9 protein-coding genes are annotated in these 17,618 nt (G+C 51.9%); 8 read left to right on the top strand and 1 reads right to left on the bottom strand.

The window, feature by feature from the left end; translation table 11 throughout:
• Window positions 1-498 precede the first annotated feature (498 nt).
• The 8 genes from ACFMKP_RS23660 to ACFMKP_RS23625 all read left to right on the top strand — a co-directional run bounded on the left by ACFMKP_RS23660 (window position 499) and on the right by ACFMKP_RS23625 (window position 9,221).
• Window positions 499-1,935 (top strand): PLP-dependent aminotransferase family protein, encoded by a 1,437-nt coding sequence (locus ACFMKP_RS23660; RefSeq protein ID WP_382296023.1) that lies wholly within the window; start codon window positions 499-501, stop codon window positions 1,933-1,935.
• 588 nt (window positions 1,936-2,523) lie between these two features.
• Complete coding sequence (rfbB, locus tag ACFMKP_RS23655; protein ID WP_204756796.1) at window positions 2,524-3,618, top strand: dTDP-glucose 4,6-dehydratase; 1,095 nt, start codon at window positions 2,524-2,526, stop codon at window positions 3,616-3,618.
• A gap of 303 nt (window positions 3,619-3,921) precedes the next feature.
• Window positions 3,922-4,551, top strand: coding sequence for a CDP-alcohol phosphatidyltransferase family protein (locus ACFMKP_RS23650; RefSeq protein WP_382296020.1), 630 nt, complete (start codon window positions 3,922-3,924; stop codon window positions 4,549-4,551).
• Window positions 4,541-5,245: a TVP38/TMEM64 family protein gene (locus tag ACFMKP_RS23645; RefSeq protein WP_382296017.1), complete on the top strand. Its 705-nt coding sequence runs from the start codon at window positions 4,541-4,543 to the stop codon at window positions 5,243-5,245. The genes ACFMKP_RS23650 and ACFMKP_RS23645 overlap by 11 nt, the downstream gene beginning before the upstream one ends.
• A 19-nt stretch (window positions 5,246-5,264) precedes the next feature.
• The gene (locus ACFMKP_RS23640) at window positions 5,265-6,548 is read left to right on the top strand and encodes an ABC transporter substrate-binding protein (RefSeq protein WP_382296014.1); all 1,284 of its coding nucleotides are present in this window, start codon (window positions 5,265-5,267) and stop codon (window positions 6,546-6,548) included.
• A gap of 5 nt (window positions 6,549-6,553) precedes the next feature.
• Window positions 6,554-7,420, top strand: a complete 867-nt coding sequence (locus ACFMKP_RS23635; RefSeq protein ID WP_382296012.1) for an ABC transporter permease — start codon at window positions 6,554-6,556, stop codon at window positions 7,418-7,420.
• Window positions 7,387-8,202 (top strand): ABC transporter permease, encoded by an 816-nt coding sequence (locus ACFMKP_RS23630; RefSeq protein WP_382296010.1) that lies wholly within the window; start codon window positions 7,387-7,389, stop codon window positions 8,200-8,202. The genes ACFMKP_RS23635 and ACFMKP_RS23630 overlap by 34 nt, the downstream gene beginning before the upstream one ends.
• Complete coding sequence (locus tag ACFMKP_RS23625; RefSeq protein WP_382296007.1) at window positions 8,199-9,221, top strand: ABC transporter ATP-binding protein; 1,023 nt, start codon at window positions 8,199-8,201, stop codon at window positions 9,219-9,221. The genes ACFMKP_RS23630 and ACFMKP_RS23625 overlap by 4 nt, the downstream gene beginning before the upstream one ends.
• 54 nt (window positions 9,222-9,275) lie before the next feature.
• Here the strand turns inward: ACFMKP_RS23625 and ACFMKP_RS23620 are convergent, their stop codons facing one another.
• Window positions 9,276-17,396, bottom strand: a complete 8,121-nt coding sequence (locus ACFMKP_RS23620) for a malectin domain-containing carbohydrate-binding protein (protein ID WP_382296004.1) — start codon at window positions 17,394-17,396, stop codon at window positions 9,276-9,278.
• Between the last annotated feature and the right edge of the window lie 222 nt (window positions 17,397-17,618).

The following is a 17,618-nucleotide window of genomic DNA, read 5'->3' as shown; positions in this document are numbered from 1 at the left end:
GTGAGGTTTTAACGCAGAGGAGTTATGGCTATAGGCTATTGGCTTTGGGCTAGCGGAAGATGGTATGGTAGCTCAAGAATTTCTATAGCCTATAGCTATGCTGGTTCATTAGGTTGGCAACCAGAGCATGCCCTCACCCCCAGCCCCTCTCCCACTGAACGCGGGCGAGGGGAGCACCGGTTTTTACCGACGAATTACGCAAGAACCATGGCTTTAAAGCCCCTCGCCCGTCGGACGGGAGAGGGGTTGGGGTGAGGGGGCAAACCGTCGTTAATCCAATGAACCAGTACATATAGCCCATCATCCTTTGTGCAATTCGTGGCTATAAATAGTATCTCAAAAATTTCTATAGCCTATAGCCTATAGCCCATAGCCATTCATACTTCGGGCAATTCGGGCAATTCTTGGCGAAAATGAAGCCTTCGCGCTCTTCGTGTGCTTCGCGGTTCCTAGCCTTCGTGTTTCTTCGTGCCCTTCGTGGATCAATAAGGACGTTTCATGCTTGCAATTCCGCTCAACCCCAATTTGGCGAAGCCGTTATATTTGCAAATTGCTGACCATGTGACGGCCTTAGCGCGTTCGGGCCAGTTGCAGCCAGAGCAGCGCTTGCCTTCATCGCGCCAATTGGCCGAGCAACTTAATCTGCATCGCTCAACGGTGGTAACGGCGTTTGATGAATTACGGGCACGCGGTATTATCCAAGCCTTGCATGGCAGTGGCAGTTATATTTGTGTTGGGGTTTTTGATCAAGCCTTACAAGCCCCCGCAACCAGTTCGTTAACTGCCCCAGCGCTGGGCAATGATCAATTGATTGCTGAATTATGGCGCTTGAATCACGCCGAGGGTATGATCTCGTTGGCCTTGGGCGTACCTGCGCCAGATATGTTTCCGAGCCAACGCTTTGCGCTCTTGCAGCAACGTATTGCCCGCCGCGACCCGCAAGCCGCTTGGAATTATACCCATCCACAAGGTTTCTATCCGTTACGTCAAGCAATTGCCCATGATTTGGCGCGTCATGGCATTCAGACCAGCGCCGAGCAATTGATTATCACCAATGGCGCGAATGAAGCGATTAATTTGGTGACGCAGGCCTTGGCTGTGGCTGGCGATAATGGCTTAATCGAAGAGCCATCGTTTCATACAACCCTGCTCAATCTTCAGCAAGCAGGCATTGGTTTAGCTGGCTTTGGCATCGATCAGCAAGGCCCACATTGGGCAAGCCTAGAAGCAGCCTTGGGCCAACGTTCAAAGCATCCACGCTTCGTTTTAGTCACACCCGATTTTCACAACCCAAGCGGCATGCGCTGGAACAGTGCCCAACGCTATCAGTTCTTAAATTGGGCCAATCAGCAGGCGATTCCGATTATCGAAGATGCAACCTATAGCGATTTAGGCCTGACTGGCCCAAGCCAACCAGCCTTGCGCGCCTTCGATTCAAGTGTGATTTACCTTGGCTCGTATTCAAAATCGTTAATGCCTGGGCTGCGGATTGGGTTTATCGTCGCCAATGGCTTGTTGCTTCAGCAATTAGTCAGTTTGAAAACCATTACGAGCGGCAGCAACGAATCGTTTAGCCAACAGATTTTGGCCGAATATCTGCATGCTGGCGAATACCACGAACACGTAGAATGGGTCACAAGCATCTATCAACGCCGCCGCGATGCGCTGCTCAACGCAGTTCAACGCTATTTGCCATCAGAAGTGCAGGCAACGGTTGCCGATGGCGGTTTTTATAGTTGGCTCAGTCTGCCAGCCGAGCAGCCAATTATGCCATTATTTCAGCGTGCGCTGCAACGAGGAGTTGTGATTTTTCCTGGCCAAGCGTTTTATCTTAATCAACCAGCCGAACAGAACAATTGCATTCGGCTCTGTTTTGCGCGCTACCCCGAGGATGTGCTGACCCATGGCGTGCGCTTGCTCGGCAGTTGTTTTTAAACGAGGGATTGGGGGCTGGGAATTGGTAGGCCAGAAGAATGGCTATAGGCTATGGGCTATATGTAGTGGTACATCGGATTGACAACCATGTTCCCTCACCCCCCAGCCCCCTCTCCCACGAGAACGCGGGCGAGGGGGAGCACCCGTTTTTAACCACGCATTGCGCCAGAACCACGGCGTTAAAGCCCCTCGCCCGCCACGTGGGAGAGGGGTTGGGGTGAGGGGATCAGGCGGTGGTTACCCTGATGAGCCATTACAGCTATTGGCTGTTGGCTCTTGATTTTCATCCCTCATCCCTCATAATTCATCCTTAAACATGCTCTTTTCCTCTGCGCTAAAGACTTGATGCACGAATCTTTTTTAGCCACGAATTGCACGAATTGCACGAAGTAATGTTCCGATAGCCCAAAGCCAACAGCCTATAGCCAAAACTTGGCCCTTCGTGCGCTTCGCGGTTACTAGGCACTGATCCCTCGCCACTGATCCCTAGCCCCTCGTTAGTTGACAACTCCCCAGCGATCATCCACAATGCAGCGATTATTGACGACAATTCAGGCATTCCAACGATAGAAAGGTTCCAAGGTTTTTATGCGAATTGCAGTAACAGGCGGGGCAGGCTTTATTGGCTCCAACTTTGTGCGCTATTGGATGGATACCAACCCTGCTGATGAGGTTGTGGTGATTGATGCCTTGACCTATGCTGGCCATCTGAGCAATTTGGCGGGCTATCACGAACGCGCCAATTGCCAATTTGTGCAAGCTGATATTTGCGATTACCAGACGATGCTCAAGGTCTTGGCGGGGGTGAATTTGGTGGTGCACTTTGCCGCCGAAACTCACGTTGATCGCTCGTTGGGTGAGTTTGAATTGGAGCGCCAATTCTATCGCTCGAATATTGAAGGCACTGCTAGCTTGATTCGGGCTTCACGCGAGGCTGGAGTTGGCCATTTTCATCATGTTTCAACCGATGAAGTGTTTGGCGATTTGGCCTTCGACGACCCGCAAAAATTCCACGAAACCTATCCCTATAATCCCAGCAGCCCGTATGCAGTTAGCAAAGCGGCCTCGGATCATGTGGTGCGTGCCTTTGCTCACACCTACAACTACCCAATTACAATCACCAACTGCACCAATAACTATGGGCCATTTCAAACCCCAGAAAAGCTCATTCCACGCTCGATTGCCTTGTTGTTGGCCAACCAAAAAGTCAAGCTCTACACCGATGCCGATGGCATTCCAGGCCGCAACATCCGCGATTGGTTGCATGTGCAAGATCACTGCGAAGCGATTGCCTTGGTGATTAAAAAAGGTCGGATTGGCGAAACCTATGGCATTGGCGGCGAAGCTGAGCTTTCCAACTTTCACCTCGTCGAAACTATGCTCGATATTATGAGCGAATTTCTTGATCGTTCATTGACGATTGAAAATAGCGTTGAATTTGTGGCCGATCGACCTGGCCACGACCGTCGCTATGCCATGGATCTGAGCAAAATCAAGCGCGAATTGGGCTGGCAACCACGTTATTCATTTGAACAAGGCTTTTTGGAAACGGTGCAGTGGTACACATCTCCCGAAGGCCAAGCTTGGCTCGCCAGCTTGAGCGATCGCACCAGTGATGTGCGCGCCAACCAAGAACAAGTCGTCGCCGTGCGCGAAAATTGGCAATCCGAGCACCAACATTAATTATTCCTCTCGACCCTGTTTCAAGTGTGGAACAGGGTCTATTCCTCAATACGGTCATAAACTGTTAAGAATTCGGCCGCAATGATTAAGCTACGATAACGACGGTAGTTACAGCGTAGATTGATTCATTGGATTGGCAACAGATTGATTCCCTCACCCCCAGCCCCTCTCCCACTGAACGCGGGCGAGGGGAGTACGACGAGATAGATTCCTCCTCGCCCGTAGACGGGAGAGGGGGTCAGGGGGTGAGGGAATCAGGCCGTATTTAACCTGATATACCCGTACAGCGAGGAGTTAGCGGCGATGGTTGATCAATTTTTACGCCAGCCAAAAGAGCGTTTATTAGCTCCGCTGGCCCAACGCTTGCGCCATATTCACCCAACCAGCATTACGCTCGTTGCCTTTGGCGTTGGCTTTGCAGCGGCAGCCTGCGCTTGGCAACAGCAGTATTGGGCCAGCCTTGGTTGTTGGCTGCTCAATCGGGTGCTCGACGGGCTTGATGGCACGGTGGCACGGCTCAGCAATCAACAAAGCGACCTTGGTGGCTATATTGATATTCTGCTCGATGTACTGATCTATGCCTTGCTGCCAATTGGCTTGGTGGCAGGCCAGCCAACCCTAGCCAATGGCTTGGCAGCGCTTGGCCTCATCGCCAGCTTTTATGTCAATGCAATTTCTTGGGCCTATTTGGCGGCAATTTTAGAAAAACGCCAGCAAGGAGCCAAAGCTCAAGCAGCTATGACCAGCATCGCCATGCCCAGCGGCCTAATCGAGGGCACAGAAACAGTGCTGCTGTTCAGTCTCTTTATCGTGCTGCCCAGCCATTTAAGCCTGCTGTTTCATAGCATGACAGCCTTGGTCGGCATTACGATTGGCCAGCGGGTTATTTGGGCCAGCCGTTATCTTCGCGAGGAACCACGCCATGACCACTAGCCCATCAACCAGATCGTTTTGGCAACGCCATTGGCAAAAATTGCTCGCCGCAGGGTTTTGGTTGCTGCTGATTGGCGGCTATTTCTGGTATTCATGGCGCAACCAGCTTTCGCCCGCCGCAGCTGTCGGCCAAGTGATCGAGCTGCTCAAAAGCGACTTGGGCATGTTAATGTATATTGGCATTTATCTGCTGCGCCCATTGATTTTCTTTCCGGCCACGTTTTTGACGCTTGCTGGCGGCAGTGTTTTTGGCAGTGTTTGGGGCTTAATTTACACCGTGATTGGGGCCAATGGTTCGGCCATGGTGGCCTATATCATTGGGCGATTTTTCGGCCAGCCAGAGCAACATCAAAACCAAACCGGCGTGATCAATGGCTATATCGAGCGCTTAAGGCGCAATAGCTTTGAAACAATTATGTTGATGCGCTTGATCTTTTTGCCCTACGATTTAGTTAATTATCTAGCGGGCATTTTGCGCATTAATTGGAAACAATTTTTGATCGCCACAATTCTTGGCTCTTTTCCTGGTACGCTTACGTTTGTATTGCTTGGAGCATCATTCGAGGGCGATTTTACCAAGGCCGAGTTTTCGTTCAATCCATGGGCCTTTGCTGGCTCGATCGTTATTTTTATTCTTAGTATTGGGGTTTCACGCTGGCTTAAACGCCGTGAAGCCGCCAAAGAAGCAGCCTAGCAGAGGGTACAACAGCGGTATGCACACACGCAAACGAATCTGGAATTTGGCAGTGCTGATTGGCTTGTTGAGCTTAATCATCGCCAGCTGTGGCAGCAATGCGGCTACACCAACCAGCGCACCAAGCAGCACCAGCCTTGATCTCAACAATTGGGCTGGCATCGAGCAAGCAGCCAACGGCCAAACGGTCAATTGGTATATTTGGGGAGGCTCGGATAGCATCAATCGCTTTGTTGATGAATTTTATGGCAAAGCGCTCAAAGAACGCTACAACATTACGCTCAATCGCGTGCCTATGGCCGACACTGTGGATGTGGTTAATCAGTTGCTCAGCGAAAAAGAGGCTGGCAAAACCACTGGCGCTGTCGATTTAATTTGGATCAATGGCGAGAATTTTGCCTCGTTGAAACAAGCTAATTTGCTGCGCGCTGATTGGGGCCAGAGCCTGCCCAACAGCAAATATGTCAACTGGGCCAATCCGGCGGTCAACCTCGATTTTGGCGAGCCAGTCGAAAGCCTCGAAAGCCCATGGTCATCGGCACAATTCCAATTTATTTACGATTCGGCCAAACTGCAAGCAAGCGAGCTGCCGCGTTCGTATGCGGCGTTGAAAGATTATGCCTGCGCCAATCCGGGCAAAGTGACCTACATCGCACCAGGGCCAGGTGCATTTCAAGGCACGCGCTTCGTCAAACAAGCCTTATTTGAGGTCAGTGGCGGTGCTGAACAATGGCTCGGCAAGTTCAATCAGCAATTATGGGATCAATGGTCGCCCAAATTGTGGGAATATTTCAATCAACTTGAAGGCTGTTTGTGGCGCGAAGGCAGCACCTACCCCAAAACTGAAAACGAATTGCACAGCCTATTTGCTAACGGCGAAGTCGATTTTTCAATTACCCAAGCAATTGCTGGCGCTGGCTCGTTAATCAAAGAGAATTTGGTGCCCGCCAGTGCGCGAGCGTTTGTGTTTGATGATAATATGATCGGCGATTTCAACTATGTAGCAATCCCCAGTACCGCGCCAAATCCCGCTGCGGCCTTAGTGCTTGCTAATTTGATTCTCGACCCTGAATTACAAGCGGCCCAAATTTTGCCAGAAAACGGCTTTGGCTTGGGCTATGGCATCGACCCAACCAAGGTCAGCGATCCTGCGTTGGCGGCCAAACTCACCAATGCCGCCCAACAACTTGGCGATGCTGCAACCCCAGCCAGCGATTTAGCCAAATCGTTGCGCAGCGATATTGCCGCCGAATATCAAAGCTTAATTGAGCAAGGTTGGGATGCGAATGTATTGCGCAAGTAAGCGGCATGGCTAAATTACGGCGCTGGTTGGGTTTAGCACCAGCAAGCATCATTATGCTTGGTTTATTTGGCGGCAGCCTTGGCTATGGCATTGCGCAAAGCCTTGGCTGGCTGCCATTTTTAGGCCAACGTCAGCTTAGTTTGGCCGCCTATCGCAATGTATTGGCAGGCGAACAATTGGGAAGCCAATGGTGGCAGGCGTTACTGTTTTCGCTCTGGGTTAGCCTTGCAGCAACGCTTGGCTCGGCGCTAATCTGCTTGGGCTTGCTCAGCAGCATCGCCGAACGCCAACAGCAGTATCGTGGTTTGAGCACCATCAGCAATTTGCACTTGGCGATTCCGCACAGCGTTTGGGCCATGGCCTTGCTCTTAGTGCTCAGCCAAAGTGGCATTTTCGCACGCATCGGCTTTGCGTTTGGCTGGCTCGATCAGCCTAGCGATTTTCCGGTGCTCGTGCGTGATCGCTGGGGTATCGGAATTATTCTGGCTTATATCACCAAGGAAGTGCCATTTTTGCTGCTGATGGGCTTGGCACGTTTACGCCAACAAGGCCGCGAATATCTTTTGGTTGCCCAAAGCTTGGGTGCTAATCGTTGGCAACGCGTACGGTTGGTGCTTTGGCCGCTATTGGCTCCCAGCTTGGTCGGCGGCAGTTTATTGGTATTGAGCTTTATTTTTGGTGCTTACGAAGTGCCAGCCTTGGTTGGCGTGCGCTACCCTGAGATGCTGGCAACCATGGCCTTGGAGCTGTTTCTCAACCCCGATCTGCACGCGCGAGCCGAAGGCATGGCCGTTAGCCTGCTGATGAGCTTGATCATTCTAGTGGTGATAGGGCTGGCATGGCGTTGGCGGCGGGCGGAGCAGCAGCCATGATCTATCGCTTAATTGTTTGGGTTTTGGCGCTAATTTTGCTTGTGCCAATGGCAGTTTTTTTGATCTACGCCTTTGCCCAAGGCTGGTTTTTTCCGGCGCTCTGGCCTGAACGCTGGGATAGTGCGCTATTTCTGCGCCAATTGGCTGATCCACAGTTGCGGCGGGCATTTGGCCAAAGTTTGATCATCGCAACAGGCGTGAGCATTCTGGCGCTCGTGCTTGGCTATCCGGCGGCGCGGGTGCTCGAGCTGCAAGCATTTCGCGGGCGTGGCTTGATCTATGGCCTGTTTTTTTTGCCAACGGTGGTGCCAAGCGTTGCCACGGGCATTGGCTTGAACATTGTCTTTTTGCGGTTGGGCTTGGCTGGCACGCTCTTTGGCGTAATGTTGGTGCACCTGATTCCGGTTTTGCCATATGTGGTGCTGACCTTGGGCAGCAGTTTTGCGCGCTACGATCGCAACTACGAACTGCAAGCAGCGGTGTTGGGCGCTAGCCCGTGGTTTGTTTTTTGGCGGGTCAGCGTGCCAATGCTCTTGCCAAGTTTGGTGGTTGCAGGCGTATTGGCATTTTTAATTTCGTGGAGCCAATATGTGCTGAGTTTGTTAATCGGCGGCGGTAAGATTATCACCCTGCCAATGCTGTTATTCTCGGCGGCCAGCGGCGGAAACCAGAGCCTAATCGCCAGCTTGAGCCTAATCTTTATCGCCCCGTTATTACTCTTGCTAGGCTTGGTAGCGCGCTATTTGGGTTCGCCAGCAACAGGAGCAACGCCCCGACCATGAGCTATTTGCAACTTGATCAATTAACTAAATCGTATGCAAAGCAGACAGTTCTCCAAAATATAAATTTAAATCTCAATCAAGGTGAATTTTTGGCCTTGCTTGGGCCATCTGGCTCAGGTAAATCAACAATTCTCAAGCTCTTGGCGGGCATTGAAGCGCCCGATGCTGGCGAGATTCGCTTGGCTGAGCGTTTGCTTAATCCAGTTGCAGCCCATCAACGCGAAATTGTATTGCTCTTTCAGCAGCCCTATTTATTTCCGTTTCTCTCGGTAGCCGAAAATATTGGTTTTGGCCTCAAAGCGCGCAAAGTAGCCAAAAAATTGATTGCCCAAAAAGTGGCCGAATTGCTGGATTTGGTTGAATTGAGCGGCATGCAGCAACGCAAGCCGCAGCAACTTTCTGGTGGTCAGCAACAACGTGTCGCCTTGGCGCGGGCTTTGGCAGTTCAGCCCAAAGTTTTGTTGCTCGACGAACCATTGAGCAGCCTTGATCCAGAAATTCGGGGTAGTTTGCAAGGCGTGATTGCGCGGCTGCATCGTGAATTACAGATGACGACCATTATCGTGACCCACGATTTGAGCGAAGCCTTGGCTTTGGCCGAACGCACAGCCTTGTTAATCAATGGCAGTTTGGTCGCCGATTTGCCATCGATTGAGCTGTTTGAGCGGCCACCAAATCGCGCGGCGGCCCAGTTTGTGGGGGTTGGCGCAATCATTGCGGGGCACATGCACGGCACCACGTTTGAGAGCCAGCTTGGTCAATTTAACCGCAACTTTGGCCCAAACACGCTTCATGTAGCAATTCGGCCTGAGCATATTCAGATTAATAATCCTGCCAGCCAGCCCAGCATTCCAGCCCAGATTATTGAGCGGCGTTACCTTGGCGAGCGCTGGGAATATCGCTTGCAAGCAGCCGAACAGCTGATTACAGTGCGTGAAGCAGGCCAAACGCCACGCGACATTGGCCAAACTGTCGATCTCCATTTTCCGCCGCAACAGCTTTTTGGCCTCGCCGATTAAACAAAAAAATATCCGGCGGAGCGGTTAGCTCCACCGGATGCAGACCTTCAGCGCTTAGTTGCCCTTAGCAGTGTATGGCAGGAAGACCACATAGGTTGCCGTGCCAGTTGTTGCGGTTGGCGTAACCGAAACAGTTGCCGTTGGGGTCGCTGTTTCAGTTGGCGTTGAAGTAATCGTTGGCGTATGGGTATTGGTTGGCGTGATGCCCGGCTCCAAGGTCGCCGTGTTGGTTGGCGTGTTGCTTGGAGTTGGTGTTTCGGTATTGGTTGGCGTGTTGGTTGGCGTTTCGGTCACGGTTGCGGTCGCCGTATTGGTTGGCGTTTCCGTTGCGGTGGCCGTTGCCGTGTTGGTTGGCGTGTTGGTTGGCACATCGGTTGGTGTGTTGGTTGGCGTGTTGGTTGCCAACGATCCAAACCAATTAATATCCAAGTAGTTGATCTTGGTATTGCTGCCGCCAATGGGATCAACCGTCAACTTGCCGTCGCTGACCGTCACGCGGACAGTGTTGGTTTGATGCAAACTAGCCGAGCCGTTAGCGGCATTAGCTGGTGGCACAAACTGGTTGATTGCCACAACGCCTTCAATCGTTACATTGTGCGACATTGCAGTCCCACCAGCTTGGGCATCGCCCACAGCGACGGTTACATCGTAAATTCCATTTGGAACTGCTGCTTCCCACTTGCCGCCGCCAGTGGTCAACTGCATGTGCATCAAGGTATCCAAGCGCGTATCGCTATTGACGTTACGCCGCCGTGGATCGCTGATCAAGCTCTTGGGTTGGCCAGCGCTATCGATCCAACCATAGCTCAAACCTGAGCCTTGGCCAGCATCTTGGCGCAAACCATAACCTTGGCCATAATCCTTGACATAGCCAGTTGGCACAGCACCAGAATCGTTCGGCTGGAAGTTGACCTTCAAGAAGAACGTGCCTTGTGGCGTTGGCGTAAAGGTGCCAATTGGGGTGTTGGTTGGCGGTGGCAAGGCGGTTGGGGTGGCAAAGGTTAAGTTTTGCGCCCCAAAGACCTCGATTGCGCTCACGGTTGGGCGGCTTGCTTCTGGAGCAAATTGCAGATTCAAGACTCCATCAGTGACATTGACCGTAAACAAGCGGGTATCGGCAGCTTTCGCGCCAACCGCCAGCGTTGGGTCATAATCGTTGAGCACGCGGTTGCCTTCAATGTTAACATCGAAGACCCGCTTGCCCGTGCCACCAGCAACCCCACTAGTTACGCCAAAGAAGATTTCGGCGAAGTGCAAGCGCACGGTGTATTGGCCACTGACTGGCACTGGAATCGCATAATCCAAGGTTGCAGTTGCAGCGCCCGAGGCAAAGCGATCATCGTAGTATAAGACATCGTTATCGGTGTTGGCGACATCACCCAAGTTGCCTGGGTTCGAGGTGCTACCGTTTTGTGAGTAGCTATCAGCCGCCCAGCGCACGCCATCAGGTGTAGTTACGCTGCTAAATCCGCCTGCATTGAAGCGGGTAAGCAATGGCAAGACCTGCACTTGCAACGAGGTTGAAACGCTGCTTGAGCCATTGCTGGCCGTGACTGTTACCGTGTAATTGCCCTTGGTTGCAAAGGCATGGCGAACCTTGCCAGTGCTTTCGTTGACCACAGGTGTGCCATCGCCGAAGTTCCAAGCAAAGTTGACGTTGCTACCACAAGCTACCACCGCTTGGAAGGTAATTGCATCGTTTGGTGATGATGGGCCGTTGGACACCGCCACAACTTGCTCGATTGGTTTATTGCCAACCAAGATGGTAACCGTATCGCTGCTGCTTGCGCCGCCTGCATCGGTTGCAGTAAAGCGGAAGACCAAGCTGGTTGCGCTGGCTGGAGCAGTGAAACTGCGGTTGTTGCCAGTGCCCGTCAGCGTGACGGCTGGGCCTTCAAGCTGAGTCCATGCGCCAGTCACGGTCGTGTTTTCGAAGTCGCTGCTTGTGCCCGCCAAATTGACGGTCGCACCGAGCGCAACTTGTTGATCAGCGCCAGCGTTGGCGGTTGGTGGCACATTGCCATTGACTGTGCTGGCAAAAACTTCGATTGCTGAGATTGAAGCAAAGTCCATTTCTGCATCAAAAGCCAATTGCAACTGACCATCGACGACTGGAATGCCATCGATTGGCACAATTAAGGCAGCGCGAGCAGCGCCAACCGAGGCGGTAATATCGAAGTTATCGAGAATCGTTTCGCCTTCGGCACGCACATCGAACACTCGCTTGCCTGGGCCAGCAGCGCCGCCACCAGGTGCGCCCCAGTAGAGTTCGGCGAAGTGCAAGCGTACATCAACGCTTTGCACGGTTGCTGGCACGGTTAAGTTATAGGTAATCGTGCGGGTTGCATTGCCGACATTGCCACGATAAGTCTGATACAACGTGTCATCGACGGTATTTTCGATTGCTGGCGTGCCAGTGCCTTCAGCAGCTGCATTGCTTGGCTCGAACAAACCAGTATCAGCTTGCCAGACGTTGCCTGCGCTATCGGTGAAGCTGCTGGCGCTGCCAACATCAACCCGGGCCACAACTGGCCGCGCGGCGGTTGGTTCGTCAAGGCTGATTGCAAATTTATCAAAGACGGTTGTAAAGGTCGTGTTGGTTTTGTGGGTGGTTACAATCCCTGCATTGACCTTGCGATCAAAGAAGCGTTGATAGCGGCCACCGGTCAGGGTCACTTGGCCAAGCGTCGTAAAGCTTGGGTTTGGATTCGCTGCCGTAATCAGCCGATAGGCTGCGGTTGCCACCCCTGTTTTGGGGTCGCCGCTCAAGCGCAATTCAGTTGCCAGCACATTGGCAGGGCTAGCAATCGCTGGGCTAGTTGCCACGGTAGCGCTTGTACCATTGGTCTCGTTGGTAAAGACAACCACTGGTTGGCTGCTGGCTGAGCTAAGCATCAATTTAAGATAATTGTCTTGCTCCATGCCCCAGAAAATGCCTGCTTGGCGATTGGCGCTGGTGAAGCCCGCCACGCTGCCTTCGATGCGCGTGGTAATTGCAAAGCGCGAAGCTTGAGCGTTGAATGGCAGTTGCAAGGCATTGACTTGGGTGTTGGCCGTGCCATCCTGCGTGCCTGTATTTGAAGCAATCGTTAGTGCACCAGCACCAGCGGTATTTATGGTCAACAAGGTTGGGCTATACGAAGCACCAACAGTGATCATTTTGTAATCGCTCTTGTTGCGCTGGGTGGTTGCGAAACCCGTACCAACATTATTTTTATCGACCAAGGTATTTGGGTAATTTTGATTGAATTCCAAATTCAGGCTGGGCGTGCCGGGCATTGCGCCAACGGTTGAATCATCAACCTCAACCAGCTCAGGCCGAATATTGTTGACGATATAGACGTTATCGTTGTAGTCGTAGTTGATGCCGTTGAAGTCCATCGACAGCACATAGCTATTGGGCACCAAGACCCCGTTGCGATCGCGCAATGGCCAAGCCCGCAAATAGTGCTTGCCAACTGGATTATTGTACTGAGGATCGCCCCAAGCAGTTTGTGAAATGATAAATTGGAAGACCCCGGTTGGGTTCATGTTAATATCAAATACATCGCTGCCATCATACAAACGTGGCATATAGGTTTGGCCATCTGATGGATGATGGGTGCTGGATTCTTGCAGGGTGGTGCTACCTTTGGCAGCCCATGCAATATCGCTAGCCGTACTGGTGGTACAGCACTGGTGCAAACCAGCCAACTGCACAACCCGCACCGGCTTGCTTGAATCGAAGCGCGTCCAATATGGCGAGATAACTTCCTCGCCAATTTGGGTTAATGCGCCTCCATCACCACTCCAGGTTTGGGGTGGATAGACAATCTTCACGTCGTAGCCAAAGAAATCCATAATTTGTTGGATGTTTGGCTCATCGTCGCCTTCGTTTTGCTTTTGCCACCAGCCGCGCAATTGAATAACTTTGTTTGGCTCAGTTGCATCGTTGGTGCGCAACAACATCTCGCCAGAATAGGCAATCCCTGGTGGATCAGTGCGTGGGTCAACTGGTGGCGTGAAATCCAGTCGAATATCGCGGAAGGTATTTGGCTGGATGATCGTTGGCAAGCTCAAGGTGCCGCTCAACGTCCAAACCCCAGTAATCGTCATGCTGCTCAGAATCAATGGGCCAGTGCCAGTGTTGCGAACCCGCACAACGCCCGTATTGCGGAAGTAGTTGCGGGTACCGCTGCGGGCAGCTGGATTTTGAATCTTGCTGAACATCAACCAATCGTTATAAGGAACGTTATGCGATTCAACATTTTCGACCTCAAGTTTGCCCGCGCCGAAACATGCCGCAGCCATCACTTGAGCTGTCATCAGAGTTTTGATCTGGCGCACAGCGCTTTCGATTGCCGAAGTGAAGTTTTCGTCATTGGTTTGACGGGTGCTCACTGCGCCTTCAATCGCAGGCCGATACATGCCTTTGAGGCCTAAGGTTACGCCACCAGATCCGCTGCGTGGCCCACCCAAAATTACCATCGGAACAAAGACCAGATTAGTAGCCGGTGGCACAGTCACGGTTGGTGTAACCGTCACGGTTGGCGTGCCAGGCGTTAGCGTAATCGTTGGTGTAACCGTCACGGTTGGCGTGCCAGGCGTTAGCGTAATCGTTGGGCTATCAACGGTTGGGCTTGGCGTAAAGGTATTGGTTGGTTGGGTTGTGCCTGGTGTTGTTGGCACAGCCGTCGTTGTATTGGTTGGCGTATTCGATGGCGTAACCGTGTTGGTTGCCGTCGAAGTTGCCGTGTTGGTTGGGGTATTCGTCACCGTCGGCGTGTTGGTCGACGTTGGAGTGTTGGTTGGCGTTTCGGTTGGCGTAGCAGTTGGTGGCTCCACGTATGGCGTAATAATCACAAAGTTGATCTTCGTGTTAATCCCACCATTGGCATCGATGGTTAAGCGATTATCATTAACTGTTGCCACGACCGTTTGGGTTGCGTGCCGTGTTGGTGTGCCACTTGCCCCTACCGAGGTAAAGTTGGTAAATACATTGACCCCTTCGACATTGAGCGTATGGCGATCGCTTTCTGGCGTTTGTTGCACTTGAGGATCGCCCACTGCCACGGTGACTGAGTAAATGCCGTTTGGCAGCGCCATTTCCCACGAGCCAGGTGCTTTGACCCCACCGAAGCCAAACGCAATATCGTTGGCCCGCATGTGCATAAACGAATCGTAACGTTTATCGACGTTTGCAACAAAGCGATACCGACCATTAGGATCAAGGGCAATTGGGGTGATTGTATCTGGATTGACCCAGCCATAGTACAACGAGCCATCGCCTTGATCTTTTTCATTGCGATTGCCAAAGGCTTGACCCCAATCGCGCATATAGCCAGTAGGCACAGCGGTCGAGGCACTTTGGAAGTTGACTTGGATTGGTGTGCTCAAACTTGGCAAGCGCACTGGCCGCACGTTGCGCACAATAAAGACTAAATCTTGATATTCTAAGCCCGTGGTTGCTTCTTCAAACACCACTACATAGGTGTTCGGTACGGTCGAATCGTTACTGGTTTTGAGTGGATAAACCCGCATATGGTGAGGGTTCGCCGCATCAAACGTGTTCAAGCTATCTTGACCGTACACCACCCGATTGGCCACACCTGGCCATTGGGTATAGAAATCAAAGAACTCGTAGCCTGGTTCAAAGGTCAAGTTGCCAGCAATAGCTGGGTTCAGGCGTTGCGCGCTAGTGTTTGGCACCGAGAAGATCGGTGTGCGATTTGCTCCAGCACTCTTGACTGGATACCAACCCAAGGTTGATGCAGTTCCAGCTGGGCCGCTTGGGCCAAAGGCTGCCAATGGCTCCAAGGTAATTGCCGACGTTGTGGCGCGGGTAAAGAAATCTGCATAGACTTCTTGGCCGAGCAGCAACGAGGTGCCATTGGTGCTATGAATCGTGGTGGTCGTTGGGTCATCATCGCCAACGTTCATCGGGAATTCATAGGTATCAATAATCCATTGAAACGATGGTTCAGTACCATTGGCATACACCAAGCCCCGCAAAGCACCGTCAATCTTAGGATTGATTGGATCGTTGCTTTGGATTTGGATAATTGCGCCCTTGGTGCCTAAGCTGGTTGATGCATTGGCACGCATCACCACATTCAAGCTCAACGTTGCGCTTGGAGCCAAGGTGCGGGGGAAGCTTGGCACATTGGTAATTACAAACGAGCTAGCTTCAGGGCCAATCAATTGCACGCCGGTCACGCTCAAATTGGCTTGACCAGTATTGCTAATCACAAAGGTTTGGGTTAATGAATCGACCGAGCCACCATTAGGCCGCGCCAAGTTGAACACGCGCCGCGCTGGCTTGATGTCGATCCGTGGTTCTGGCTGAATATCAGGAGTCAGCAGGTAGATTTTTTCTGCCAAGTAGTCGGAAACATACAAGTTGCCGTTGGCAGTATTTTCAATTACGTCAAGCGGCCCCGAGAAGTCTTTCATCCCAGGCAAGCCACCTTGCTCGCTAATGATTTCTTTGTTTGCACCAAGCGTCAGCACAACCAAATCTTTGCTCCCGCTATACCGGGTAACAATCAATTTGTTTTTGAGTGCGCCATTGAAGGTATTCGATTTGTATTCAATCGTGCCGTTTGGCGATTTGTGCAAGCCAAAATCCCACGAGAAGCCGCGATAATTGCGGTCTGGTTGGGTGCCAACTGGGTAGCCAACATTGCTGCCACCTGGCGCAACTTCAGCGGGATCAACTGCTGAGCTTGGATTGCCGCCGTTCATCACCCATTCACAGCGTTGGGGATTGGGGTGGCCATAGTAGCCGCCCTGCGTAACGCGGAAAAGGAAATCTGATTGGTCGGGAATCCGGGTGCTTGAGCTTGATGATAATTTTGGTACATCAGGCCCAACATATGCCCCGTTTGTGCCAACATCAAGCCGATTTTGACACGGGCCATAATTCGACAAATTACCAGGCGAAGCTGGCGTATTGCCGCCAGCAGCCGAGCCGTTGGTTGCTGTATACAATTGGCCATTCGAGTGCCAAATCAGGTCATAGGCGTTACGTACACCAGAAGCATAAATCGTCACTGGAGCGTTAGCGGCAAATGGGTCGTAGGTGCCACCATCTTCAGTTTGCACATTTAATGGTAACGTGCCCAAGCCATTTTGATTGATTCGCAAAACTGCTGCACCCAGCTTGTGCTCTGGCCGCAAGTTCCAGCCATTATCCACAAAACCCATGGCGCTGTTGCTACCAACGGTCATATACAATGCACCGTCGGGGCCAAACACCAAGCTATTCGAAAGGTGGTCACGTGATGAACGTGGCATGCCAATCAAATAATCTTGGGCCGTTGTCAGATTCGCGCCGCTCAAACGCGTCAGCTTGCCGCTCCAATCGGGGCCGCCGCTCAACGCATAGGGGCTGTGGGTGATCCACAAAATTGGGTTGGCTGCGGTTGCAGCAGGGTCAAACACCAAACCAATGATCATGCGCTCTTGGGTGGTGCCGGTGTAGGTGCGCACCGTTTGAATGGCCAAACTGTTGGCGGTATTCAAGGTACCATCGGCGTTAATTGTGTAACGCACAATTTGGCCTTTGACAGTGGCTGCGTAGAGCTTGCCATCAGGGCCAATTGCCAATGAGGTATAGCCTTCATCGTTTGGCATGGTAATGCCGGTCGCAACCTTGTTAAAGCGAATATTGCCAGTTGCCGAAGGGCCACCAGCACTGCCAGTCGTAAAGACAGATTCATAGGCTTCAAATGGTTCGCCAGCAATATCGCGCAGCAAACTAGTGGGTGCAACCCCAACATTGACCCGAAAACGATATTGGGTAAATGGATCAAGATACTCGTTGGGATTGAGAATAATCACATCGCCCGCTGCTGATGTGGTCAGCCGCGCGACAATTTCAAAATTATCGACCACCCGAATCAATTTGACAGACGCTGCTGTCAAGGTTTGGGGGTCAAGCCCACCATTAGGAATATAGACGTTTGCTGCGATGAAAATATCACGATTAACCGAGGTCGAGCCATTGAGTGGCAAGGTGTCGGTTACCCGTGGAGCCTCTAGTAGGGCTTTAGCTTGAACTGGCGTGAGTGGTTGGCGATTGTGCGCCGGAACCGCCGCCGCCACCTGAGTTGGCGGTGCGCCCACAAGCCAAAGGTTGCTAAACAAGAATGCTGCGAGCACCCCATGCAACCAACGAACGATAGACCGCTTCATGGTCATGACCCCTCCTGGAACAGCTTGTGACCCGTAGCGAGTTGTGATTTTAAACGCTTAACGCGCAAAAAATCGAATCAATCACGATCGATCAAAAAAAGTGCGTTTGCTACGGGCCATCGTTATCGATCAGTATATCAGTTGAGATTAACTAAAAGTACGGTATTGTTATATACAATGGTACTAATTTTGTCAATCTTTACAGTACATATTTTGGTTTGA

The sequence above is a fragment of the Herpetosiphon sp. NSE202 genome, assembly GCF_042688385.1.
GTDB lineage: Bacteria > Chloroflexota > Chloroflexia > Chloroflexales > Herpetosiphonaceae > Herpetosiphon.
This window is presented reverse-complemented; position numbering and strand designations above follow the sequence as displayed.